This window comes from Streptomyces cavernicola, from assembly GCF_029968035.1.
Lineage (GTDB): Bacteria > Actinomycetota > Actinomycetes > Streptomycetales > Streptomycetaceae > Streptomyces > Streptomyces cavernicola.
The window spans coordinates 1-23,595 of record NZ_JASCIQ010000061.1; the positions used below are offsets into that span (position 1 = coordinate 1).

Sequence of the window (23,595 nt, forward strand, 5' to 3'; positions counted from 1 at the left end):
CTCTCGGCTTCGCTCGAGCAGGGGGGACCCCCATCTCAAACGCCGGAGGGGCTGGATTTGGCCCCGCCCCTCGGATGCCGGGGGCTGGATTTGGCGGGGCGGGATCAGCCCCGGCAGGGGCTGGCTTTAAGGGGCGCGGGGAACTGCGCGACCAGCCACGACGGCGCAGCAGTCGAACGACAGCCGGGGGCCGGGGGCGTAGCCCCCGTAGTCGTAAGAGGAGAGGGGCCCGCCCGCCCCCCCCGCAGAGGTTCAGGCCGCTGTCTGGTCGGCCGGTGTCGGAGTAGCGGTGGCGGGGTCCGTGGGGCCGTGGTTGCGGCGGGCCAGGGTCCAGTACAGGGCCGCCGGCACGGCCAGGCCCACGATCCAGGAGATGTCCGCGCCCCCGAGAGGCGCGACCAACGGCCCGGTGTAGAAGTGCGTGACCAGGAAGGGGAGTTGGACGGCGATGCCGATCGCGTACACGGCCAGCGCGTCCCAACGCCAGCCGCCGTAGCGCCCGTCGGGGTCGGACAGCGCCGGCAGGTCGTACTGCTCGCGGGAGATCAGGTAGTAGTCGACCAGGTTGATCGCGGACCAGGGCGTGAAGAAGGTCAGCAGGAAGAGCAGGAAGTCCTTGAACGCGGTGAGGAAGCTGTCCTTGCCGAGGAGCGCGACGGCCGTGCCCGCGATCATGATCAGCGAGATGTAGACGGCCCGGCCGCGCGGCGAGAGGACGCGCTGGCCCCGGAACCCGCTGATGCTCGTCACGATCGACATGAAGCCGCCGTACGTGTTCAGGACGTTGATCGTGAGCTTGCCGAGCGCGATCACGAAGTAGAGGAACGTGGCGATCAGACCCCCGCCGCCGAGCCCCACCACGTACGACACCTGGTTGTCCATGAACGCGCCGCCCGCCGTCGCCGCGACGAGCACGCCGAAGGTCATCGACCACTGCGAGCCGATCGCCGAGCCGGACAGGGTCCACCAGAACGTGGCGCGGGCCGAGGTCGTACGCGGCAGATAGCGCGAGTAGTCCGCGACGTACGGGCCGAACGCCAGCTGCCAGGACGCCGAGAGGGAGATCGCGAGCAGGAACATCGGCAGGTCGAAGTGGGCGTCGGCGAGCAGCGTCGCGAGGTCGGCGCGCTCCAGGAGGCGGATGCCGAGGTAGACGAAGGCGAGCGCGCAGATCACGCCGGCCGCGCGGCCGACGGCGTGGATCAGGCGGTAGCCGACGGCGGCCATGAGGCCGGAGACCGCCGCGAAGATCAGGATGCCCGGGGTCTCGCCCAGGCGCGTCAGCTCGCCCACGGCCTGACCTGCGAGGACGCTGCCGGAGGCGAAGAACCCGATGTACATGAGGATGACCAGGAGCAGGGGCACCACCGCGCCGCGGACGCCGAACTGGGCCCGCGACTGGATCATCTGGGGCAGGCCGAGCTTCGGGCCCTGTGCGGAGTGCAGCGCCATCACGGCCCCGCCGAGCAGGTTGCCGACGACCAGGCCGACGATGGACCAGACGACGTCGCCGCCGAAGACCACGGCGAGGGCGCCGGTCACGACGGCGGTGATCTGGAGGTTGGCGCCCAGCCAGAGGGTGAACTGGGAGAAGGCGGTACCGTGCCGTTCCTCGTCCGGAACCACGTCGATGGAGCGCTGTTCCAGGAGTGAGCCTGCCATTCGTCCTCCTGTGTCGGTGCCTGCGGCCGCCGCTGCCGATATGTTGCTCGGCTGCATATCGTCATGCAGAGTTCTGGGTGGCTGAATAATTTGTCAATACCTCGGCGTGAGAACGCCGGCGATCCGGTTACGAAGGACGAAGACGAAGGAGGGGGCCCGTGACGGACAGCCCCGCCGCCCGGCTGCAGCAGCTCTTCGAGGGGCACCGCCTCACCCCCACGCAGCGGCGGATCGCCCACTGCATGGTGCGGCGCGCCGCCGAGGTGCCGTTCCTGTCGAGCGTGGAGCTGGCCGAGCTCGCCGGCGTCAGCCAGCCCTCGGTGACCCGCTTCGCGGTCGCGCTCGGCTTCGACGGCTACCCGGCGCTCCGCCGTCACCTCCGCGAGGTCGCACCGGCCGAACAGGCCCCGGGCAAGGGCGAGTTCAACGAGTACCAGCAGGCCGTCGAGGCCGAGATCGAGAACTTGCGCCACCTCGCCGCCGCCCTCGCCGACCCGGCGCCCGTCGAGCGGGCCGGGCAGGTGCTCGCCGCGTCCCGGCCGCTGCCGGTGCTGGGCCTGCGCGCGGCCGCCTCGCAGGCGTACGGCTTCGCGTACTTCGCCGCCAAGGTGCACCCGGACGTCCGGCTCCTGGACGAGGGCGGCACGATGCTCGCCGACCGGATCGACGCCGCGGTGCGGGCCGGCGCCTCGGCGCTGCTCTGCTTCGCGCTGCCGCGGCACCCGCGCGAGGTGATCGAGACCCTGACGTACGCACGCGAGGCGGGGCTGACCGTGGTGACGGTGGCCGACAGTGCCTTCGCGCCAGTCGCGAAGGTGTCCGACCTGCTGATCCCGGCGGCCGTCGGCACGGGCCTCGCCTTCGACACCGCCTGCGCGCCGATGCTGCTCGGCCGGGTCCTCCTGGAGGCGATGGCCGACGGCCTCCCGGACGCCCAGTCCCGCCTGGAGGAGTTCGACACCCGGGCCGCGGAGCGCGGGCTGTTCGTGGAGTGAGGGGGGCGCTCGCTCGTACGGGTGAACGATTGCCGAAGGGTGTCAGGGGGCCCGTTCCGGTCGTACGCTCGGATTTATGACTGCAGCAGAGGACTATGACCACCTCCGGCACGTGCTCGACCACTTGCCGCCCACCAAGCTCCGCCACCTGCGCCTCCTGGTCGACGCCGATCCGGAGATCGCGCCGTACGCGGAGGCGGGCGGAGCGGAAGCGGGCGGAGCCGAGCCGCCCGTGCAGCGTCTGTCTTTCGCCGGTATCGGCGACTCCGGACGGTCGGACCTGTCCGAGCACCACCGTGAGCTGATCCGTGACGGCATCGGGCGCGAACGGTGAGGGAGATCCTGGTCGACACGGGGGTTCTGATCGCGGTGGCCGACGCCGGGACGTTCACCACGAGGAATGCCTCGACTTCGTCAACCGCTTCCCGGGGCAGCTCAAAGTCCTGCCGACGGTCGTGACCGAGACCGCCTGGATGTTGGAGCGATATCTGTCCCCGGACGCGGAGGCCGCGTTCCTGGACTCCGTGGGGGTCGGTCAGTTGGAGCTGACCGCCATCGACCATGGTGACCTGCGGCGGATGGCCGAACTGGTGCGGCAGTACGCCGATTTCCCGCTGGGCACGGTGGACGCCTCGGTCGTCGCGGTGTCGGAGCGCCTGGGCCTCACGGAAGTTGCGACGGTCGACCGTCGGCACTTCACCGCCGTGAGACCCAAGCACGCCAAGTCCTTCACCCTCCTCCCCTGACCGACCGGCGTCCCGTCAGTCCTCCGAACGCGCCCGCAGCACCAGCTTGTTGACGGCCCACAGGGCGATGCCGATGGCGAGGAGGACGCCCGCCCGGATGTAGACGTCGGCGGGGCGGTCCGCGAGGGGGCTGGCCAGGATCAGGGCCGTGATCGCGCCGAGGACCGGCAGGATCGTCGGCGTACGGAAGTGCTCGTGGTCCACCCGGTCCTTGCGGAGCACCAGGACCGCCACGTTGACCACCGCGAACACGCAGAGCAGCAGGAACGCCGTGGTGTCGCCGAGGCCCTCGATCTCGCCGGTGGAGACCAGGCCGATCGCGAGCAGCGAGACGAAGACGATGCCGACGACCGGGGTGCGGCGGCCGGCCAGGACGCGCCCCATGGCCTTCGGCAGGATGCGCTCGTTGGCCATGCCGTAGCAGAGCCGCGAGGCCATCATGATGTTGATCAGAGCCGAGTTGGCGACGGCGAACAGAGCGATCACGGCGAAGAGTTCGGGCGGGAAGTCGACGCCGCCCGCCTTGACCACTTCGAGCAGCGGACCGCTGGACCCGGCGAGGGTCTCGGTGTCGACCAGGAGCGACGACACCAGCGCGACCAGGACGTAGATCGTGCCTGTCACGGCGACGCCGATGAAGATCGCCCGCGGGAAGGTGCGCACCGGATCCTGGGTCTCCTCGGCCATGTTCACCGAGTCCTCGAAGCCGACGAACGCGAAGAAGCCGAGCGCGGTCGCGCCGAGCACGCCGGTCATCAGGGCGAAGCCCGTGCCGCTCGACTGGAACTCGGTGAGGCGGGACGGCTCACCCCCGCCGCCGAGCACCGCGTACGCGCCGATCGCAAGGATGATCACGAGACCGGTCAGCTCGACCAGGGTGAGGACCACGTTGGTCTTCACCGACTCCGAGACGCCGCGCAGGTTCAGCGCCGCCAGGGCCAGGATGAACAGGATCGCGATCAGGGTGGGCGGCAGCGCACCGGCCGTGAGCTCGTCCAGGTAGTCGCCGCTGAACGCGCGGGCGGCGGCGCTCGCCGAGGAGAGCCCGGAGCACATCACCATGAAGGCGACGATGAACGTGAGGAACGGGACCTTGAACGCCTTCTGGGTGTAGAGCGCGGCCCCGGCGGCCTTCGGGTACTTGCCGACGAGTTCGACGTACGAGGCGGCCGTCAGGATCGCCACCACGAAGCCGATGACGAACGGCACCCACAGCGCTCCGCCGACCTTGCCGGCGACCTTGCCGGTGGTGGCGTAGATGCCGGTGCCGAGGATGTCGCCGATCACGAACAGGATGAGCAGCTTGGGGCCGATGGCCCGCTTGAGTGAGGGCTGCGAGGGCTCCGGCGCGGGCCTCGCCGTAGTGGAGTCGGTGCTGGACATCTGTGGAAACCTCCCCCGATCGCTGATGCGTCAGGTGGATGTTCTGCCCCCGCCGCGCACGGCGATGCGCGGCGGCCGTTTCTCAGAGCTTCTTCAGAGGTTCTTCAGAGGTTCGAAGGCTCTTCGGAGGTTCCAGACGCCTGCACCGGGTGGCAGCGGCCTCACAGGTGGCCTCACAGGACGTCGAGCGTGCGCAGGTGCTCGCCGCCCGACTCCGCGACGATCTCCTCCACCGTCTGCGGGCTGCGGATCGTCGCGAACCGCACCTGCCCGTCCGTGCCGGAGGCGAAGCCGTGGATGCCGGGCCGGGCGAGGCTGTTGTACGCGTAGTGGTGGGCGAAGTAGTACGCGCCGGTGTCCAGGGCGGCCGCGATGTCGCCGGGTTCGAGCAGCGGCAGCGGCCGGTTCTCGGCGAGCAGGTCGCCCGCGAAGCAGGCGGGCCCGGCCACGTCCTGGGCGACGGCGCCGCCGGTCTTCGGCCTGCCCTCGGTGTCGTACGCGGCGATCCTGAGCGGCCAGGACTCGGGGGCGTAGACCGTGCGGGCGGCGACCTGCGCGCCGGCGTGCGTGATCGCGATGCGCCGGTTGCCGGCCGCCTTGGTGTACTCGACGCGGGCCACGATCGTGCCGTGCTTGGCAAGCAGCGAGCGGCCGAACTCGGTGACGAGCGCGTACCGCCCGTCGAGCAGCCCCGGCACGGTCCGCTGCAGCAGCCGGGCGTACGTCGAGAACGTGGGCGTCTCGGAGTCGGAGTCGAAGTTGACCGGCAGGCCGCCGCCGATGTCGATCGTGTCGATCTGCCGCCGGCCCGCCAAGTGGTTGATCTCCTCGGCCAGTTCGTAGACCTGGCGCACGCCTTCGGCGAGGAGGTCCAGGGGCACGCCCTGGGAGCCGGAGTGGGTGTGGAGCCGGGTCAGCCACGGCCGGTCCAGGAAGGCGCGCACAATCCACTCGCGCGCCCCGGTGTCCCTGAGGCCGACCCCGAACTTCGAGGTGGCGGTGGCCGTGGAGAGGGCGCCGATGGACCCGGCGCCGGTCTGCGGGTTGACCCGCAGACCGATCGCGGAGCGGGTGGGGGCCGAACGGGTCAGGGTGTCGAGCCGGGCCAGCTCCTGCGGGTTGTCGGCGTTGACGGCGATGCCGAGGGCGAGGGCCTGGCGCAGCTCGGCCGGGGTCTTGGCGGGGGAGTCGAGCACGGTGTGCGAGGGCTTCACCCCGGCGGCGCGGGCGAGGGCGAGCTCTCCGGGGCTCGCCGCCTCGGCGCCGATGCCGGACTTGCGGAGCAGGCGCAGGACGGGCACGAGCGGCGCCGCCTTGACCGCGAAGGCGTGCAGCACCGGGGCGGCCGTGACCTCGGCGAACGCGGAGCGCAGCGCGGCGGCGGAGCGGCGGATGCCGACGACGTCGAGGAGGGCGGCCACCGGGGCGCGCTCGCCGACGACGCCTTGGGCGACAGCGGCCCGTACGGCGGCGTCGCGGCGGGCGACGGCTGCGGCGGCGGGGAGGTCGGTCGGGATCGCAGTCGTGGCGTCCATGTCACCTATGGCCATGGATCCATCCCATCATCGACCGCCGCGCGCTGCCGAGGCCCCCCCGGGGATTGACTAGGGATATTCATAAAGTCAGGATGTGAATAGGGATGTGTATGTGTCGTAAGCAAGAGGAAGCAGTCGTTCAGAGGAAGAGGTAGCCGATGTCGGGTCCCCGCCCTGTCCGAGCACCGCGCGGTCCGGAGCTGAGTGCTCCGGGCTGGCAGCAGGAAGCCGCACTGCGGATGCTGCAGAACAACCTCGACCCGGAGGTCGCCGAGCACCCCGACAAGCTCGTCGTCTACGGCGGCACCGGCAAGGCCGCCCGGGACTGGGACTCCTTCGACGCGATGGTCCGTACGCTCCGCACGCTGAAGCAGGACGAGACCATGCTGGTGCAGTCCGGCCGCCCTGTCGGCGTCCTGCAGACCCACGAGTGGGCGCCGCGCGTCCTGATCGCCAACTCCAACCTGGTCGGCGACTGGGCGAACTGGGAGGAGTTCCGGCGCCTGGAGCAGCTCGGCCTCACCATGTACGGCCAGATGACGGCCGGCTCCTGGATCTACATCGGCACCCAGGGCATCCTCCAGGGCACCTACGAGACCTTCGCCGCCGTCGCCGCGAAGAGGTTCGGCTCCACCCTCGCCGGGACCATCACCCTCACCGCCGGGCTCGGCGGCATGGGCGGCGCCCAGCCGCTCGCCGTCACCATGAACGACGGCGTCGCGATCTGCGTCGACTGCGACCCGCGCGCCATCGAGCGCCGCATCGAGCACAAGTACCTGGACGTGCAGGCGGACTCGCCCGCGCACGCCCTGCGGCTCGCCGTCGAGGCCCGCGACGCCCGCCGCCCGCTCTCCATCGGCCTGCTCGGCAACGCGGCCGATCTGCTGCCGCAGCTGCTCGCCGAGGGCGCGCCGATCGACATCGTCACGGACCAGACCTCGGCCCACGACCCGCTCGCGTACCTCCCGTCCGGCGTCGACTTCGACGACATGCAGACGTACGCGGCCAAGGACCCGGCGGGCTTCACGACCCGCGCCCGGGAGTCCATGGCCCGGCACGTCGAGGCGATGGTCGGCTTCATGGACGCGGGCGCCGAGGTCTTCGACTACGGCAACTCGATCCGCGGCGAGGCCCGACTCGCGGGCTACGAGCGGGCGTTCGCGTTCCCCGGCTTCGTACCGGCGTACATCCGGCCGCTGTTCTGCGAGGGCAAGGGGCCGTTCCGCTGGGCGGCGCTCTCCGGTGAGGCTTCGGACATCGCGAAGACGGACAAGGCGATCCTCGACCTCTTCCCGGAGAACGAGTCCCTCGCCCGCTGGATCAAGATGGCCGGCGAGCGCGTCCACTTCCAGGGCCTGCCGGCCCGCATCTGCTGGCTCGGCTACGGCGAGCGGGACAAGGCGGGCGAGCGCTTCAACGACATGGTCGCCTCGGGTGAGCTGGCCGCTCCGCTCGCGATCGGCCGCGACCACCTGGACTGCGGCTCCGTCGCCTCCCCGTACCGCGAGACGGAGTCGATGCTCGACGGATCCGACGCGATCGCCGACTGGCCGCTCCTCAACGCCATGGTCAACGTCGCCTCCGGCGCGTCCTGGGTCTCCCTGCACCACGGCGGCGGCGTGGGCATGGGCCGCTCGATCCACGCGGGCCAGGTGTCGGTGGCGGACGGGACGCGGCTCGCGGGCGAGAAGCTGCGGCGGGTTCTTACCAATGACCCCGGTATGGGGGTCATCCGGCATGTCGATGCCGGGTACGAGACCGCTGACGCGGTCGCCTCGGAACGGGGCGTACGAGTTCCCATGCGGGAGGGTGACGACAAGTGACGAGCCCTGAAGGGGCGCGGGGAACTGCGCGAGCAACCACGACGAACCAGCAGCCGCCGACGGGTGCGGACTTCACGGCGATGTGGCGCGACCTCGCCCCCATCGGACGGGACGCCCAGTCCAAGGGTTACCGCCGTTACGCCTGGACCCCCGCGGACGCGGACTGTCGGACCTGGTTCAAGGAGCAGGCCGAGGCGCGCGGCCTCACGTATGAGCTGGACCGGAACGGGAATCAGTGGGCCTGGCTCGGTGACCCGACCGCGGGGGACGCGGTGGTCACGGGCTCGCACCTGGACTCCGTCCCCGACGGCGGCCCCTTCGACGGCCCCCTCGGCGTCGTCTCCTCCTTCGCCGCGCTCGACGAACTCCGCCGCAGGGGCGCGCAGTTCACCAAACCCCTGGCCATCACCAACTTCGGCGACGAGGAGGGCGCCCGCTTCGGCCTCGCCTGCGTCGGCTCCCGGCTCGCCGCCGGACAGCTCACCGTCCCCGCCGCCCGCCGGCTCCGCGACGCCGACGGCGTCACCCTGCCCGAGGCGATGGAGCGGGCCGGGTACGACCCGACGGCCATCGGCCCGGACCCCGAACGCCTCGCCCGCATCGGCGCGTTCGTCGAGCTGCACGTCGAGCAGGGCCGCGCCCTCGACCTGTCCGGCGACCCGGTCGGCATCGCCAGCGCGATCTGGCCGCACGGCCGCTGGCGCTTCGACTTCGCGGGCGAGGCCAACCACGCCGGCACCACCCGCCTCGTCGACCGCCGCGACCCGATGCTCCCGTACGCGGAGACCGTGCTCGCCGCCCGCCGCGAGGCCGAACTCGCCCGCGCCGTCGCCACGTTCGGCAAGATCGCGGTCGAGCCGAACGGCGTCAACGCCATCCCGTCCCTGGTCCGCGGCTGGCTGGACTCGCGCGCCGCCGACCAGGAGAGCCTCGACCAGGTCGTCGCGGGCGTCGAGAAGGCCGCCCGCGAGCACGCCGAGCGGCACGGCGTCGACCTGACCGTCGTACGGGAGTCCTTCACGCCCGTCGTCGAGTTCGAGCACGCCCTGCGCGACGAGCTCGCCGCGATCCTCGGCGCCGGGGCGGAGCGCCGCGTACCGGTTCTCGGAACGGGTGCGGGGCACGACGCCGGCATCCTGTCCGGCTCGATCCCGACCGCCATGCTGTTCGTACGGAACCCCACGGGCGTCTCGCACTCCCCGGCCGAGTTCGCGGCCGAGGACGACTGCGTGGCCGGGGTGCTCGCACTCGCCGACGTACTGGAGGGGCTCGCGTGCAGGTGACCACGTACTGGATGGAACAGGCCTGGCTCGGCGCGAACGTCGAGCCGGGCGTCGCCCTCGACGTCTCGCCCGACGGCCGGATCGCCGCCGTGCGCACGGGAGTCGAGGCCCCGCCGCCCGGCGCCGTCGCGCTGCGCGGACTCACCCTGCCCGGCCTCGCCAACGCCCACTCACACGCCTTCCACCGCGCGCTGCGTTCCACCGTGCAGGTCGGCTCGGGCACGTTCTGGACCTGGCGCGAGGTCATGTACCAGGTCGCGGCCAAGCTCGACCCGGACACGTACCACGCGCTCGCGCGGGCCGTGTACGCGGAGATGGCGCTCGCCGGGATCACCGCGGTCGGCGAGTTCCACTACGTCCACCACGCGCCCGACGGCACCCCCTACGACGACCCCAACGCCATGGGCGAGGCGCTGATCGCCGCCGCCCGCGACGCGGGCCTGCGCATCACCCTGCTCGACACCGCCTACCTCTCCTCCGGCTTCGGCGCCGCCCCCGACAGCCACCAGCTGCGCTTCAGCGACGGTACGGCCGAGGCCTGGGCGGAGCGCGCCGCGGCGCTCAAGGGCGGCGACGGGGTGCGGATCGGCGCCGCCATCCACTCCGTACGGGCCGTCCCCGCCGGGCAGTTGGGCACGGTGGCCGCGTGGGCGCGGGAGCGGGACGTACCGCTGCATGTGCACCTGTCGGAGCAGACCGCCGAGAACGACGCCTGCCGGGCCGCGCACGGCTGCACACCGGCGCGGCTGCTCTCCGACCACGGCGTGCTCGGCCCGCGCACCACCGGCGTGCACAACACCCACCTCACGGCCGGCGACATCGCCCTCATCGGCGACTCCGGCACCGGCACCTGCATGTGCCCCACCACGGAACGCGACCTCGCCGACGGCATCGGCCCCGCCGCCGACCTGCAGCGGCGCGGCTCCACGCTCTGCCTCGGCACCGACAGCCACGCCGTGATCGACCTCCTGGAGGAGGCGCGGGCCATGGAACTCGACGAGCGGCTGCGCACCCGCAGGCGCGGGCACTGGACCGCTGCCGCGCTGCTGCGGGCGGCGACGGCGGACGGGCATGCGGCGATCGGCTGGGACGACGCGGGCGTGCTTGAGGAGGGGGCGCTGGCCGACTTCACCACGATCGGCCTCGACTCGGTCCGCACGGTCGGGGCGCTGCCCCGACTGGCCGCGGAGACCGCGGTGTTCGCGGCGACCGCGGCGGACGTCCGCCACACGGTCGTCGGCGGCCGCCATGTCGTACGGGACGGGTCCCATGCCCTGATCCCTGACGTGCCGTCGGCGCTGGCCTCGGCGATCGGAGCCCTGCGCGAGTAACAGCCCTTTTCAGCACCCCACCCCGCCCCTTCCCGAAAGTCCTGCGGACAGCCGCGGGGCTCTGCCCCGGACCCCGTATCGCGCTGAGGCGCTCGTCCTCAAACTCCCCCAGCTACCGCTGGGAGGTGCCCCCAGAACGGGCTGAAATTGCCGGCTGGGCCGCAGAATCCAGCCCCTCCGGCGTTTGAGGAGCGGGGGTCCGGGGGCGGAGCCCCCGGAGCTGCCGCAGGCTTTCGGGAAGGGGCGGGGAGGGGAAGAAAGAAACACCGAGAGGAACCATGAGCACCACCCTCATCACCAACATCACCAACCTCGTCACCAACGACCCCTCCCTGGGCGAAGGCCCGCTGGGCCAGATCCAGGACGCCGCCGTCGTCCTGGACGGCGACCGCGTGGCGTGGGTGGGACCCAAGAGCGACGCCCCCGCCGCCGACACCGCGCACGACGCGCAGGGCCGCTCCGCGATCCCCGGCTTCGTCGACTCGCACTCCCACCTGGTCTTCGGCGGCGACCGCACGCAGGAGTTCAACGCCCGTATGGAGGGCCGGAGTTACTCCGCCGGCGGCATCCGTACCACCGTCGCCGCCACCCGCGCCGCGAGCGACGAGGCCCTGGAGGCGAACCTCCTGCGCTACCTGCGCGAGGCCGCCCGCCAGGGCACCACGGTCTTCGAGACCAAGTCGGGCTACGGCCTGACCGTCGAGGACGAGGCCCGCGCGCTGCGCATCGCCGCCCGCCACACCGACGAGGTCACCTACCTCGGCGCGCACATCGTCTCGCCGGACTACGCCGACGACCCGGCCGCCTACGTGGACCTGGTCACCGGCGAGATGCTCGACGCCTGTGCGCCGCACGCCCGTTGGGTCGACGTGTTCTGCGAGAAGGGCGCCTTCGACGGCGACCAGGCGCGCGCCATCCTGACCGCGGGCCGCGCCAAGGGCCTGCACCCGCGCGTCCACGCCAACCAGCTCTCGTACGGTCCGGGCGTGCAGCTCGCCGTGGAGCTGGACGCGGCCAGCGCCGACCACTGCACCCACCTCACCGACGCCGACGTGGACGCGCTCGCCAACGGCAACACCGTCGCGACGCTGCTGCCGGGCGCCGAGTTCTCCACCCGAGCCGAATGGCCCGACGCCCGCCGCATCATCGACGCGGGCGCCACGGTCGCGCTCTCCACGGACTGCAACCCGGGCTCGTCGTTCACGTCGTCCATGCCGTTCTGCATCGCCCTGGCCGTACGCGACATGGGGATGACCCCGGACGAGGCGCTCTGGTCGGCCACGGCGGGCGGCGCCCAGGCCCTGCGCCGCACCGACGTCGGCCGGATCACCCCCGGAGCCCGCGCCGACCTGGCGCTGCTCGACGCCCCGAGCCACGTCCACCTCGCCTACCGGCCGGGCGTCCCGCTGGTCCGAGAGGTCTGGCAGAAGGGCACGCTGCTCGGCTGACCCCCGCAGGCCGAAAGGCCCGTACACGCCGAGGCGGCGGTGGCGGCGGCGCTCTCCGTGGGAGGAGCGCCCCCGCCACCGCCGCCGCTGGCGTGCGTGTGGCACGGGGAGTCACTTCAGCACGTACGTCATGCGTACGTGCCTGCCCAGGTCATTCCTCGACCGTCAGGCCCTTGCGCAGCCGTACGAGCGTGCGCGAGAGCAGGCGCGAGACGTGCATCTGCGAGATGCCGAGCTCCTCGCCGATCTCGGACTGCGTCATGTTCGCCACGAACCGCAGGGACAGGATCTTCCGGTCGCGCGGCGGGAGTTCGGCGATCAGCGGCTTCAGCGACTCGACGTACTCGATGCCTTCGAGCCCGTGGTCCTCGTAGCCGATGCGGTCCGCGAGCGCGCCCTCGGAGTCGTCCTCCTCGGGCTGGGCGTCCAGGGAGCTCGCCGTGTAGGCGTTGGACGCGGCCATGCCCTCGACGACCTCGTCGTTGGAGATGCCGAGGCGCTCCGCCAGCTCGTTGACCGTGGGTGCGCGGTCGAGCTTCTGGGCGAGTTCGTCGCCGGCCTTGGCGAGGTCCAGACGCAGCTCCTGGAGCCTGCGCGGGACGCGCACCGACCAGCTGGTGTCGCGGAAGAAACGCTTGATCTCGCCGACGATCGTCGGCATCGCGAAGGTCGGGAACTCGACGCCGCGGCTGAGCTCGAAGCGGTCGATCGCCTTGATCAGGCCGATCGTGCCGACCTGGATGATGTCCTCCATCGGCTCGCTGCGGGAGCGGAACCGGGAGGCCGCGAACTTGACAAGGGCGAGGTTGAGTTCGACCAGAGTGTTGCGTACGTACGCGTACTCGTGGGTGCCTTCCTCGAGGGTCTCGAGGCGCCCGAAGAGGGTCTTGGACAGGGCCCTTGCGTCCAGCGGGCCGACTTCGTCGTACGGCGGGATCTCCGGCAGTTCCGGGAGATCCGCGAGCTCTTCGAGGGCGTCGGGGCCGGGTGCGGCCTCCAGGACGTCCGCGGTGTCGACGGCTTCCTCCCTCTGCGGGGTTTCCGCGGCCTCGCCGCGGGGCGCCGGGAGAGTGTGGAGCTCGCTCTCGAAGTGGTCCGGTGAAGGTTTCGACGTCGCGATGCGGGTAGGCGATGCGTCGAGCCGGGGTGACATGAAGTCCTCCATCGTTCTCGGCATATGGCTGCCGATGCCAATACGTGCACTACGGTGTGCGGCGCCTCCAAAGCCGGCCGTGGTTGATTGGTGTCCTTACCAGGACTACCCGGTTCCGACTGCCGCTTGCAAGTGGCTTACCTGGGCTTATGTCCGTTTTCGGGCGGATGTTCGGGTATCCGGCGGCGTAGTGAGGGCGTAGGCTTTCCGGGCATCAGACACCAGCTCGAGACCTGCGGAAGTGAGACGGCATGGACCGCCAGACGGTCGGCAGCGCGAACCGGGGCCGGCTTCGGGTCGAAGTGCGCAACGACGGTGCGAGTGCCGTCGTGACGCCGGTGGGTGAGCTCGATCACCACACCGCGGATCTGCTGCGCGAGCCCTTGGAAAGCTGCCTGGACCAGGGGCGATCACGCCTGGTCGTCGACTGCTCACAGCTTCAGTTCTGCGATTCCACCGGGCTCAACGTCCTGCTCGGCGCCCGCCTCAAGGCAGAGGCGGCCGGCGGCGGAGTCCATCTGGCCGGGATGCTCCCGGTGGTGGCCCGCGTCTTCGAGATCACCGGCGCGGAGGCCGTCTTCACCGTGCACGACTCTCTCGAATCGGCCCTCGCCGACTGACCGTGCGTGAGTTACAGCACGGTTGTCTCCCCGTGACCTGCGTTGCCTGTGCGTGATCGGTACGTAACCCGCATCACACGGCCCGGAATCAAGAAGTGGGTGTTCCCACCGATCCGCCGGGCAGGAGACTGCTGGATCCGTTGATTGCCGGCCGAGCAGAACCGCTTCTGCCGCACTCTTCGTCCCGAGTCGATGAGCGACGACGTACGTACGAGCCATGGCGTACGCAGTCCTCGCGGCCGGAAAACAGGGCGCTCGACCCCGAGGGCCCCGCAGAGCCTCGACCCCGAGTGCTCGACCCGACATGTTGTCCCGACAGATCGAGGATCGACGGATCGACCAGATCCGGCACAGATCTCAAGAACTGGTGAATCGGTGAGGTGAAGCGCTGATGAGCACCACCCGGCCCTTCTCGCCGGGCGACCGCGGCCCGGAGCCGGGGGCCACCGGTGAGGTGAGCGAGCAGGCCGGCGAGCCGCTGGGCGGCCCGGACGCCGCGCCCGCGCCGCGCCAGGTCCGCAAGCTCACGCTCGACGGCGCCAGCGGCGTCGTGCCGATGGCCCGCGACTTCACCCGGCAGGCGCTCTACGACTGGGGCTGGCTGCCCGCCGCCGGCGCCGACCAGCGCGCGGCCGCGGAGGACGTCCTGCTCGTCGTCTCCGAACTCGTCACCAACGCCTGCCTGCACGCCGAGGGTGCCAGCGAGCTCTGGGTCGCCTGCGACAACAAGGTGCTCCGCCTCGAAGTGTCCGACCGGGGCGCGGGGCAGCCCTCGCCGCGCACTCCGCACCGCGCCGGACGGCCCGGCGGTCACGGCATGTTCATCGTGCAGCGGCTCTGCCTCGACTGGGGCGTCGTACGCGTGCCCGGACAGTCGGGCAAGACGGTCTGGGCCGAACTGGCCGCTCCCGGCTAGCAGTTCCGCCGCGACCGGCCCTCAGTTCCCCCAAGGGGTTACCGCTGGTTCGACGGCTCTTCGCGCCACCCCTCGACAGCCCGAGATCCGGGCTGTCTTTTGTCTTCCCTCCACAAGGTCCCCGGCGTACCTTGAGCGCCCGATCTGATGTGCCGTCAGGAACTGTCGGTGGCGCACGGGCAGTTGGAAGAGGGGAACTCAAGGTGTCGTACCCGAAGACAAATGCCGCAGGCGGGCGGTCGAAAGGCGGGCGGTGCGCCGCGCTCCTGGCGGCCACGGCTCTGGCCGGCTCGGCGGTGCTGCTCGCCGCCCCCGCCGCACACGCCGAGGTCGTGGACGTCGACTACCAGTGCAAGACGCCGATCGGCAACAAGGGCGCCGTCTCGCCCATCGACATCAAGAGCGTCGAGAGCGGCGGCGGTCACAAGCTCACCATGTCCTTCCAGAAGGGCGTCTCGTCCAGCCCGATCGAGCTCGGCAAGGGCGCGATGAAGCCCAGCGCGCTGATCAAGCTCGGCGGGGCGGAGAGCGGCGACGTCACCGTGACGGGCCCGCCCAACTCCGAGGCCATCCCGGCCAACACCCCCATCAAGATCAGCGACTTGAGCGGTACGTACACGCCGAAGAAGTCCGGCAAGGTCACCTTCACCGCGTCCACGCTGACCATCAAGGCGATGGGCACGACCACCACCTGTACGCCCAAGAACAACCCGAAGCCGTCCCTCACCCTCGACGTGAAGGCGGCGGGCGGCGGGGCGCCGTCGGGCGGGGCGGAACTTCCGCAGACCGGACCCGAGGACTCGGCGGTCGCGCTCGGCACGCTGGGCGGGACGGTCGTGCTTGTCGGGGCGGTGGGGGTGTTGTGGCTCACCCGGCGCGGACAGGTGCGGGGGTAGTCGGCTCGGCTCAGGTCGACCGTTCCCTGCTGTCGTCCAGCGCACCGTCGTCGCCCTCCGGCCTCGTCCTCAAGCGCCGGACGGGCTGAATTTGGCCTCGCTCTCCGGAGCCGGGCGGGCTGCATTCGGGCTCGCCCTCAAGTGCCGTACGGCGGACTGGACTTGGCCCCCTGGCCAGTGAGCAGCGCCCCACCGAAACGCACCGCAACGCGAACCGCGAAGCACGCCGCACTGCACCGCAACCGCACCAGGAGCCGCCGATGCCGACCCTCCTTCCCCGTCGTGCTGCCGTGTTCGGGCTCTGTCTGGCGGTGGCCGGGCTGTTCGCGCTGCCCGGGGCGTCCTCGTACGCCGCCGACGGTGACTGGGCGCTCGCGCCCGTCGCGAGCGGCGGCGGGGGGAGTCGGCCGTACTTCTATCTGGAGGGCGCGCCCGGCGCCGTGCTGCAGGACACGGTGACGGTGACCAACCCGGGCGACTCCGCGCGCACCGTGCGCCTGCGCGGGGCCGACGCCGGCAACGAGGCCGACGGGTCCTTCGAGATCGAGGCCGACGGGAAGTCGCGGGACGGCGGGGCCTGGATCCGGCTCGCCGAGCGGAAGGTGACCGTGCCGCCGCGCACCCGGGCCGAGGTGCCGTTCACCGTGACCGTGCCCGAGGGGGCGGCGCCCGGCGACCACCCGGCGGCGATCGTGGCGAGCGGCGCGGGCCGCAGTGCGGGCGTACGGCTGCATCTGCGGGTCGGCGGGCCCACCCTGTCCGCGCTCACCGTGGAGCGGGTGCGGCTCGCGGACGACGGGCGGCTCATCTCGTACGACCTGGTGAACCGGGGCAACACCGTGCTCGCGCCGCGCCTCGCGGTGCGGGCCGACGGGCTGTTCGGGACGGCGCTCGACCGGGCCCCGCGCACCCTGCCCGTCGAGCTGCAGCCCGGACGCCGGGTCACGCTCACCGAGCCCTGGCCGGACGCCCCGGGCCTCGACTCGGTCGACGTCCGGCTCACGGTGACGGCGGCGGGCGGCGCCCGGGACACGGGCCTCGCCTCGGCCACGTTCGTGCCGTGGGGCGCTCTGACGGGGGTGGTCGGCGGGCTCCTCGCGGTCGCCGCGGGCGGGCGCCTGGTGCGCGGGCGACTTCGGGGGAGCGGGCGCGGCGAGGCCGAACAGCAGCGTACGGAACGTGAGTTGACGGGAGCGGCGACGTGATCGGCAAGGCGAGCAGCACGACCATCACCACCCTCACGAGCATCCGGGCTGTGATCCTCGCGGTGGCGGCCGCGGCGGCACTCGTACTGGCCGCGCCGCCCGCACCCGCGCCCGCGGCGGAGCGGACCGCGGACGGGCCCACCGTCGAACTGTCCGAGCAGCAGGCGGGCAAGGGCGGCAGCATCACCGTCTCCGGCGAGGACTGGCGGCCGAAGGCGCTCCTGATGCTGCTGATCTGCGGGCAGGCCCAGGGCGACGCCGAGCCCGTCGGCGGCACCAACTCCTGCGCCAACGCCGAGGGCCGCGCCGTCACGACCGACGGGGACGGCTCGTTCCGGAAGCGGCTGCCGGTCGCCGAGCCGCCCGTGGCCTGCCCCTGTGTGGTCCGGGTGGCCACCGTGACCGGTGAGAAGGCCGCCGCGCAGGCCGAGTTCACCGTGGCCGGGCACCCGGTGAAGGAGGTGCCCGAGCAGCCGGCCGGCGGCAAGCTCGCGGTCCTCGCCTCGACCCGGCTCGAAGGCTCCAGCAACGTCCTGACCTGGTTCGGCGCGCCCGCGAGCCGCACCCTCGTGGCGACGGTCGGCAACCTCGGCTCGGCGCCCGTGAAGGACCCGGTGTTCAAGGTCGGCACCGCGCACGGCGTGTTCGCCCCGCAGTGGGAGGAGCAGCAGTGGCGCGGCACCCTCGCGCCCGGCAAGAAGGCCCAGGTCAAGCTGCAGGTCCAGCTCGATCCGGGCGCGTACGGCGACTACGCGGTCTCGCTGCGGTACGGCGGCAAGGTGCTCGCCGAGCAGCCCTGGGACGTGGGCCGGCCCTGGGGCGTGACGCTGTTCTGGATCCTGCTGTGCCTGGTCGTGCCCGCGGCGGTGTTCCGGATCGGCATGGCGGTCGTCGACCGGGTGCGGCCGCGCGCCGCGCGCTCCGGCGGCCACCGGGCCCGCCGCGTAAGGGAGTTGACGCAGGCGCGGCTCTCCGGCGGGAGGGCCCGGAAGCGGACCCCGCGCGGGGCCGCGGCGGCCGGGGCCGAGGCGGCGGCCGAGCGTACGAACACCACCACGGCCACGCTGCCGTGGTTCACCCCGGACTCCGCTCCGGGAGCACCAGGAGCACCGCACCTGCTCTCCGCACCGCAAGAGGACCGACCGACGGCACCAGGGAAGGGAAACACGTGATCACTCAACGGAGAGCGAGTGCGCTCGGTGTCGCGCTGATGCTCAGCGGCGCGGGGCTCGTGCTCGCCGCGAGTCCGGCGCAGGCCGCCGAGACCGCGTACAAGACCGAGTGCGTTCCGCCGGCGATCTCCGGCATGGATCCGGTGCACGGCACGACGAAGGTGGAGATCAAGGCGCCCGCCGAGGCGAAGGTCGGCGACGAGGTCGAGGTGGTGTGGAAGACCACGCAGGCCGCGTCCAAGAACCCCGACGTCATCGACCTGCAGGAGAACACCGTCAAGCCGAGCGGCACCGTCAAGGTCGCGGGCGGCCAGACCGAGGACCTCGCCGTGGAGGGCGAGCGGAAGAACCCGCCCATCAAGAAGGGCGACCCGATGGTGCTCTCCGACATGAAGGGCACGCTGAAGCTGACGGCGCCCGGAGAGATCACGCTGACCCCGGACGCGTACAACATCAACGTCAGCAAGCCGGTCTCCACGGACACCAAGTGCACCCCCGAGGAGGACGTGAAGTCGGCCGCGACGATCAAGGTCTCGGGCGGCGGTCCCGGCGGCGGCCTGCCGACCGGTGTGCCGACCGGAATCCCGACGGGCCTGCCGACGGGCGTCCCGACCGGCGTCCCGACCGGGCTCCCCACGGGCGGCGCGGCGGGCGGCGGTGACGCGGGCGGCTCCGACTCCGGTGGCTCGGACTCGGGCGGTTCGGACTCCGGCGGTTCGGATACGGGCGGCTCCTCCGGCGGTTCGACGGGCGGCGGGAGCGGCCAGGCGGACTTCAAGGGCAAGGAGGTCCAGATCCCGTACGAGTGCAAGACGCCGATCGGCGACAAGGAAGCGACCTCGCCGGTGCAGATCGACGCGGCGAAGAGCGGCGAGAACTTCGACCTCACCGTGAAGTTCAAGAAGTCCGTGATGGACAGCCCCGCCGACATCCCGAAGGACTCGGTGAAGCCCTCGATGGAGGTCGAGCTCGGCGGCGCCGACAAGGGCACCGTGCACGTGGAGGGCCCGACCAACAAGGAGCCCATCAAGTCCGGGGACCCGATCGAGATCCCCGACCTGAAGGGCACGTACAAGCCGGGCGCGGACGGCAAGTCCACACTGTCGCCGGGCGTACTCACCGTGAAGGCCCTGGGCACGACGACCACCTGCACCCCGGCCAGGACGGAGGTCTCCCTGGAGCTGGACACGGCCGCCCAGCCGGGCGGTGCGGCGGGCGGCTCGGGCTCGGGTTCGGCGGGCGGCTCGGCCGGCGGTTCGTCCGGCGGCCTCGCGGAGACCGGCGCGAGCGACGACGGCGCCCTGCGCGCGCTCGGCCTGGTCGCAGGCACGGTGATCCTGCTCGGCGGCGCGGTCTTCACCTTCATGCCGCGCCGCCTGGCCTTCGGCGGCCGCAGGCGCTGAGCCGTAGGCGCTGAACCAGCCATGACTCGCGGGCGGGCCGCCCGACTCCCTCGGCGCGCCCGCGAGTCCGTGCGTACGGAGCGTCGCGGAACATTGCGGAACATTGCGGAACGTTTCTGCGCGGGTCGCTCAGGCGTGGGCGCGTAGCCAGCGCAGCACCGAGCGGCGCACCCCGCTGTCGTCCAGGAGCCGCGCCCCGTGCGCGTCGCCGAGCACGATGCGGGTCCTGGTGTCGGTGCTCCCGGCGACGCTCTGGGCGACGGCCAGGTCGTGCGAGTGGGACGCGGGCACGAAGTCCTCGGCGGAGTGCACCAGGAACAGCGGTGCGTCCTGCTCGCCGGAGGCGTGCGTGCGGGCCGCCATGTCGGCCCAGCGCAACCAGCAGCGGCGGCCCTCGTGCTCCGGGTCGCAGCCCGCGAGCCTGCGGGCCTCCCGGCGCAGCCGGCGCTGGTGCTCGTCGGCGTCCTCGCGGGCCCCGTCGACCCAGGCGCGGAACGGCGTGGCCACCGGCGAGAGCGCGACGACCCCGCGGACGCGGGTGGCGCCCGCCCCGTAGGTGGCGGCCACGGTGGCGATCTGGCCGCCGGCCGAGGAACCGAGGAGCAGCGGGCGGTCGCCGCCGTTGCGGTCGGCGACCCAGCGGAGCGCGGCGAGGGCATCCTCGCGCTGGGCGTCCCAGGGGGCGTCGGAGTTGAGGCGGTAGTCGGTGTCGTACACCCGGAAGCCGCGCTCGGCGAACCAGCTCGCCCAGTCGCTCCAGTCGGTGTCGTCGGCCCAGAAACCACCGTGCAGGATCACGAGGGCGGGGCCCTTCGTGCCGTACACCGTGACGGTCTGGCGGGGGTGCGGTCCGTACGAGTAGCCCCTGACCACCACAGGGCCGGGGGCCGCCTGGACGGCGACGGAACTTCCGGACAGCAGCGCCCCGCAGACGAGGAGGGCGAGCAAGGCACGGCGCATGGCGTGATGCTGCCCCTCGGCGGGGCCGGATTAGGCCGAAAACGGTGCAGGGCCACCGCACCGAGTGGTGCGGTGGCCCTCCGTTCGACCCACAGCAGCGGTGTGTGACGTCGTCCGGGGCACGGCGGAGAAGCAGCGAAGGGCCCCGGAGCGCATTCCGCTCCGGGGCCCTTCGGCCGTACGGCTACCGTGCGTGAGACGTCAGTTGACGCCGCCCATCAGCGCTCGGATCTTCTTCGACGCGAGCATGAAGGAGACACCGGCGAGGGCCGCGATGATCGCCCACATCGTGTAGTACGCGGCGTCGCCCATCGGGGCGTTGAGCTTCACGGCCCAGCCGTTGAGCGCGTTGCCGGTGGCGGTGGCGAGGAACCACAGACCCATGATCTGGCTCAGGAACTGAGCCGGAGCCAGCTTGGTCGAGAGGGACAGGCCGACCGGGGACAGACACAGCTCACCGAGCGTCTGCACGAGGTACACGCCGAGCAGCCAGAAGACGGTGACCTTGCCGGACTCGCTGTTCGCGGCGGCCGCGCCGGCGAGGGCCATGAGCCCGAACGAGCCGCCGATGAGCAGCATCGCGAGGGAGAACTTCATGACGGTGCTGGGCTCGCGGTTCCGCTTGGCGAGCCAGACCCAGAGCGACGCGAAGATCGGGGCGAGGATGATGATCCAGGCCGGGTTGGCGGACTGCAGCCAGCTCGCCGGGAACTCCCAGCCGCCGATCATGCGGTCCGTCTTGCCGTTCGCGAACAGGTTCAGCATCGAACCGGACTGGTCGTAGATCATCCAGAACAGCACGGCGGTGATGAAGAACCACATGAACGCGTGGATCTTCGGGCGCTCCTCGGCCGTCATGGACGGGCTGCGGAACATCGTGGCGAAGTAGAGGATCGGGATGACCACGCCGAGGACGGCCATGACGTTCACGACGTGCTCGATGTCGAAGGTGCCGAGCACCACGTCCGCGAGGACGGCGACGATCGCGATGCCGCCCCACAGCAGCACCTTGCGGAGCACCGAGCGGCGCTCCTCGGGGGTGGCCGGGGTGGGCGGAAGCTTGCCGACGTCGCCGAGGTGACGGCCGCCGATGACGTACTGCACCAGCGCCAGGGTCATACCGATACCGGCGACGGCGAAGCCGAGGTGCCAGTTGACCTTCTCGCCCAGGGTGCCGACGACCAGCGGAGCGGCGAGGGCGCCGACGTTGATCGACATGTAGAAGAGCGTGAAGCCCGCGTCCCGGCGCGCGCTGTCGGCGCCGGAGTAGAGGCCGCCGACCATGGCCGAGATGTTCGGCTTGAGCAGACCCGTGCCGAGGGCGATGAGCAGCAGGCCGACGAAGAACATCGCGTTGTTCGGAATGGCGAGCACGAAGTGGCCCGCAGCGATGATGATGCCGCCGACGAGGACTGCCTTACGGGCGCCCCAGAGGCGGTCGGCGACCCAGCCACCCGGCATGGCGAGCATGTAGACGAGCGCGTTGTACACGCCGTAGATCGCGGCTGCGAGGGTCTCGCGGCCCTCGAGCGGTCCGTCGAGGACGGCCGCCACCAGGTAGAGAGTGAGGATGCCGCGCATTCCGTACCAGGAAAAGCGCTCCCACATCTCGGTCATGAAGAGAGTGGCCAGGCCGCGGGGGTGGCCGAAGAAGGTCTTCTCGGAGCCGGGTGCGGTACCGGCCGAGTCCTTCGTCAGGCTGGACGCCATGGGTGTTCCTTCTACGCTCGGGGAAGCGCCGCGCAAGCGCACGCGCGCCCGGGTGGGGGGTGGCCGGCACAGCGCGCTTGCACGCGGTCCGACTACAGGTCAATCACTAGCTGCAGCCCCAGTCGCATCACCAGCTGAGGACTGCGGAGTTCAGTCCACGTACAGAGCGGATGCGAGGCGGAGTCGAACTCCGGAATTTCCGCAATGTACGCAAGGGCGTTGACACTCCATTACGGCACGCTAACGCGGGCTATGGAAGGCCTTGAGAGATGGATCACAGGGATCCATGGAACCATGGCCACCGATTCGAAGGTAGTACAAGGGCTTTTCGTACGGAGCCTTGGCGTCGAAAGAACCGCGTCCGGAAGCCGGATTCCGGGCGCCGCTCAACGGACGGCCGGAACCCCTGGGATCCGCCCAAGTCGCAGGTGGGGCGCGGACTACCATCACTCCCATGACCCGTGTACTGCTCGCCGAGGACGACGCATCCATCTCGGAGCCGCTGGCCCGCGCCCTACGGCGGGAGGGGTACGAGGTGGAGGTGCGCGAGGACGGGCCGACGGCGCTCGACGCAGGGCTGCAGAACGGCGTCGGCGGAGTCGACCTGGTGGTGCTCGACCTCGGACTGCCCGGCATGGACGGCCTGGAGGTCGCCCGTCGGCTGCGCGCCGAGGGGCACACGATCCCGATCCTGATCCTCACCGCGCGCGCGGACGAGGTGGACACGGTCGTCGGCCTCGACGCCGGCGCCGACGACTACGTGACGAAGCCCTTCCGCCTCGCCGAACTCCTCGCCCGGGTCCGGGCCCTGCTCCGTCGCGGCGCCGCCGAGCCGGTCCAGGCCCCCGCCACGCACGGCGTCCGCATCGACGTCGAGTCGCACCGGGCCTGGATGGGCGAGGAGGAACTCCAGCTCACGGCCAAGGAGTTCGACCTGCTGCGGGTCCTGGTCCGGGACGCGGGCCGGGTCGTCACCCGCGACCAGCTGATGCGCGAGGTCTGGGACACGACGTGGTGGTCCTCCACCAAGACCCTGGACATGCACATCTCCTGGCTCCGCAAGAAGCTGGGCGACGACGCGGCCAACCCGAGGTACATCGCGACGGTCCGGGGAGTGGGCTTCCGCTTCGAGAAGAGCTAGCGGGGATGCGAGCCCGGCCAATTTCAGCCCGTCCTGGGGGCACCTCCCAGCGGTAGCTGGGGGAGTTTGAGGACGAGGCCGCAGGCCGATCGAGGGCGCGCGAGTCGAGGCACGAGGAACGCTCCGGAACAATGGAAGCCCGTCCGGCGTTTGAGGACGAGCCCGGAGGGCGATCCACGGCGCCCACGTCAACGGCAACAACAAGGTCCACGT

20 protein-coding genes are annotated in these 23,595 nt (G+C 71.5%); 14 read left to right on the plus strand and 6 right to left on the minus strand.

Annotated features, from left to right (window positions below):
• Positions 1-252: 252 nt before the first annotated feature.
• A complete protein-coding gene (locus QIS96_RS35640) occupies positions 253-1,662 on the minus strand; it encodes a purine-cytosine permease family protein (RefSeq protein ID WP_282547010.1) in 1,410 nt (469 codons plus the stop codon).
• 158 nt (positions 1,663-1,820) lie between these two features.
• On the opposite strand from QIS96_RS35640, the gene QIS96_RS35645 reads away from it, so the two are divergent.
• From QIS96_RS35645 to QIS96_RS35655, 3 genes are all read left to right on the plus strand, one after another.
• Positions 1,821-2,657: a MurR/RpiR family transcriptional regulator gene (locus QIS96_RS35645; RefSeq protein ID WP_282547011.1), complete on the plus strand. Its 837-nt coding sequence runs from the start codon at positions 1,821-1,823 to the stop codon at positions 2,655-2,657.
• A 76-nt stretch (positions 2,658-2,733) separates the two neighbouring features.
• Positions 2,734-2,991, plus strand: a complete 258-nt coding sequence (locus QIS96_RS35650) for a hypothetical protein (protein WP_282547012.1) — start codon at positions 2,734-2,736, stop codon at positions 2,989-2,991.
• Positions 2,966-3,403, plus strand: coding sequence for a type II toxin-antitoxin system VapC family toxin (locus QIS96_RS35655; RefSeq protein ID WP_282547013.1), 438 nt, complete (start codon positions 2,966-2,968; stop codon positions 3,401-3,403). The genes QIS96_RS35650 and QIS96_RS35655 overlap by 26 nt, the downstream gene beginning before the upstream one ends.
• Before the next feature lie 15 nt (positions 3,404-3,418).
• Here the strand turns inward: QIS96_RS35655 and QIS96_RS35660 are convergent, their stop codons facing one another.
• Positions 3,419-4,786: an APC family permease gene (locus QIS96_RS35660; protein ID WP_282547014.1), complete on the minus strand. Its 1,368-nt coding sequence runs from the start codon at positions 4,784-4,786 to the stop codon at positions 3,419-3,421.
• A gap of 173 nt (positions 4,787-4,959) precedes the next feature.
• A complete protein-coding gene (locus tag QIS96_RS35665) occupies positions 4,960-6,321 on the minus strand; it encodes a type III PLP-dependent enzyme domain-containing protein (protein ID WP_282547034.1) in 1,362 nt (453 codons plus the stop codon).
• Positions 6,322-6,479: 158 nt separating this feature from the next.
• Between QIS96_RS35665 and hutU the strand changes: the two genes are divergently transcribed.
• The 4 genes from hutU (at position 6,480) to hutI (ending at position 12,206) form a co-directional block, all read left to right on the plus strand.
• Positions 6,480-8,144, plus strand: a complete 1,665-nt coding sequence (hutU, locus tag QIS96_RS35670) for a urocanate hydratase (RefSeq protein WP_282547015.1) — start codon at positions 6,480-6,482, stop codon at positions 8,142-8,144.
• The gene (locus QIS96_RS35675; protein WP_408907316.1) at positions 8,141-9,427 is read left to right on the plus strand and encodes an allantoate amidohydrolase; all 1,287 of its coding nucleotides are present in this window, start codon (positions 8,141-8,143) and stop codon (positions 9,425-9,427) included. The genes hutU and QIS96_RS35675 overlap by 4 nt, the downstream gene beginning before the upstream one ends.
• A gap of 11 nt (positions 9,428-9,438) precedes the next feature.
• On the plus strand, positions 9,439-10,758 hold the full coding sequence (locus QIS96_RS35680; RefSeq protein WP_408907319.1) for a formimidoylglutamate deiminase: 1,320 nt from the start codon (positions 9,439-9,441) through the stop codon (positions 10,756-10,758).
• Positions 10,759-11,036: 278 nt separating this feature from the next.
• Complete coding sequence (hutI, locus tag QIS96_RS35685) at positions 11,037-12,206, plus strand: imidazolonepropionase (RefSeq protein WP_282547017.1); 1,170 nt, start codon at positions 11,037-11,039, stop codon at positions 12,204-12,206.
• A gap of 151 nt (positions 12,207-12,357) precedes the next feature.
• On the opposite strand, the gene QIS96_RS35690 is transcribed toward hutI, so the two are convergent.
• A complete protein-coding gene (locus QIS96_RS35690; RefSeq protein WP_408907317.1) occupies positions 12,358-13,371 on the minus strand; it encodes an RNA polymerase sigma factor SigF in 1,014 nt (337 codons plus the stop codon).
• A gap of 239 nt (positions 13,372-13,610) precedes the next feature.
• Between QIS96_RS35690 and QIS96_RS35695 the strand changes: the two genes are divergently transcribed.
• The 6 genes from QIS96_RS35695 to QIS96_RS35720 all read left to right on the plus strand — a co-directional run bounded on the left by QIS96_RS35695 (position 13,611) and on the right by QIS96_RS35720 (position 19,571).
• The gene (locus QIS96_RS35695; protein WP_282547019.1) at positions 13,611-13,979 is read left to right on the plus strand and encodes an STAS domain-containing protein; all 369 of its coding nucleotides are present in this window, start codon (positions 13,611-13,613) and stop codon (positions 13,977-13,979) included.
• Between the two features lie 391 nt (positions 13,980-14,370).
• Positions 14,371-14,895 carry an ATP-binding protein gene (locus tag QIS96_RS35700; protein WP_282547020.1) on the plus strand — a complete coding sequence of 175 codons (525 nt, stop codon included), beginning with the start codon at positions 14,371-14,373 and terminating at the stop codon, positions 14,893-14,895.
• 203 nt (positions 14,896-15,098) lie between these two features.
• Positions 15,099-15,791: an LPXTG cell wall anchor domain-containing protein gene (locus tag QIS96_RS35705; protein WP_408907318.1), complete on the plus strand. Its 693-nt coding sequence runs from the start codon at positions 15,099-15,101 to the stop codon at positions 15,789-15,791.
• Between the two features lie 260 nt (positions 15,792-16,051).
• Positions 16,052-16,996, plus strand: a complete 945-nt coding sequence (locus QIS96_RS35710; protein ID WP_282547021.1) for a COG1470 family protein — start codon at positions 16,052-16,054, stop codon at positions 16,994-16,996.
• Positions 16,997-17,046: 50 nt separating this feature from the next.
• The gene (locus tag QIS96_RS35715; RefSeq protein WP_408907320.1) at positions 17,047-18,168 is read left to right on the plus strand and encodes a hypothetical protein; all 1,122 of its coding nucleotides are present in this window, start codon (positions 17,047-17,049) and stop codon (positions 18,166-18,168) included.
• A gap of 38 nt (positions 18,169-18,206) precedes the next feature.
• Positions 18,207-19,571, plus strand: a complete 1,365-nt coding sequence (locus tag QIS96_RS35720; protein ID WP_282547038.1) for a hypothetical protein — start codon at positions 18,207-18,209, stop codon at positions 19,569-19,571.
• A 129-nt stretch (positions 19,572-19,700) separates the two neighbouring features.
• Here QIS96_RS35720 and QIS96_RS35725 read toward each other — a convergent pair whose 3' ends face one another.
• Together QIS96_RS35725 and QIS96_RS35730 are read right to left on the minus strand one after the other, a co-directional pair.
• Positions 19,701-20,531 carry an alpha/beta hydrolase family protein gene (locus tag QIS96_RS35725; protein WP_282547022.1) on the minus strand — a complete coding sequence of 277 codons (831 nt, stop codon included), beginning with the start codon at positions 20,529-20,531 and terminating at the stop codon, positions 19,701-19,703.
• 201 nt (positions 20,532-20,732) lie between these two features.
• Entirely contained in the window at positions 20,733-22,241 is a 1,509-nt protein-coding gene (locus QIS96_RS35730; RefSeq protein WP_282547023.1) for a peptide MFS transporter, read from the minus strand.
• A gap of 454 nt (positions 22,242-22,695) precedes the next feature.
• Between QIS96_RS35730 and QIS96_RS35735 the strand changes: the two genes are divergently transcribed.
• Entirely contained in the window at positions 22,696-23,382 is a 687-nt protein-coding gene (locus QIS96_RS35735; protein ID WP_282547024.1) for a response regulator transcription factor, read from the plus strand.
• The last annotated feature ends 213 nt before the right edge of the window (positions 23,383-23,595 follow it).

Coding starts and splice junctions, on each gene's coding strand:
- QIS96_RS35725 (WP_282547022.1), bottom strand. CDS start 20,531: ATGCGCCGTGCCTTGCTCGCCCTCCTCGTCTGCGGGGCGCTGCTGTCC.
- QIS96_RS35720 (WP_282547038.1), top strand. CDS start 18,207: ATGCTCAGCGGCGCGGGGCTCGTGCTCGCCGCGAGTCCGGCGCAGGCC.
- QIS96_RS35650 (WP_282547012.1), top strand. CDS start 2,734: ATGACTGCAGCAGAGGACTATGACCACCTCCGGCACGTGCTCGACCAC.
- QIS96_RS35680 (WP_408907319.1), top strand. CDS start 9,439: ATGGAACAGGCCTGGCTCGGCGCGAACGTCGAGCCGGGCGTCGCCCTC.
- QIS96_RS35730 (WP_282547023.1), bottom strand. CDS start 22,241: ATGGCGTCCAGCCTGACGAAGGACTCGGCCGGTACCGCACCCGGCTCC.
- QIS96_RS35690 (WP_408907317.1), bottom strand. CDS start 13,371: ATGGAGGACTTCATGTCACCCCGGCTCGACGCATCGCCTACCCGCATC.
- QIS96_RS35640 (WP_282547010.1), bottom strand. CDS start 1,662: ATGGCAGGCTCACTCCTGGAACAGCGCTCCATCGACGTGGTTCCGGAC.
- QIS96_RS35735 (WP_282547024.1), top strand. CDS start 22,696: ATGACCCGTGTACTGCTCGCCGAGGACGACGCATCCATCTCGGAGCCG.
- QIS96_RS35695 (WP_282547019.1), top strand. CDS start 13,611: ATGGACCGCCAGACGGTCGGCAGCGCGAACCGGGGCCGGCTTCGGGTC.
- QIS96_RS35710 (WP_282547021.1), top strand. CDS start 16,052: ATGCCGACCCTCCTTCCCCGTCGTGCTGCCGTGTTCGGGCTCTGTCTG.
- QIS96_RS35660 (WP_282547014.1), bottom strand. CDS start 4,786: ATGTCCAGCACCGACTCCACTACGGCGAGGCCCGCGCCGGAGCCCTCG.
- hutI (WP_282547017.1), top strand. CDS start 11,037: ATGAGCACCACCCTCATCACCAACATCACCAACCTCGTCACCAACGAC.
- hutU (WP_282547015.1), top strand. CDS start 6,480: ATGTCGGGTCCCCGCCCTGTCCGAGCACCGCGCGGTCCGGAGCTGAGT.
- QIS96_RS35700 (WP_282547020.1), top strand. CDS start 14,371: ATGAGCACCACCCGGCCCTTCTCGCCGGGCGACCGCGGCCCGGAGCCG.
- QIS96_RS35665 (WP_282547034.1), bottom strand. CDS start 6,321: ATGGACGCCACGACTGCGATCCCGACCGACCTCCCCGCCGCCGCAGCC.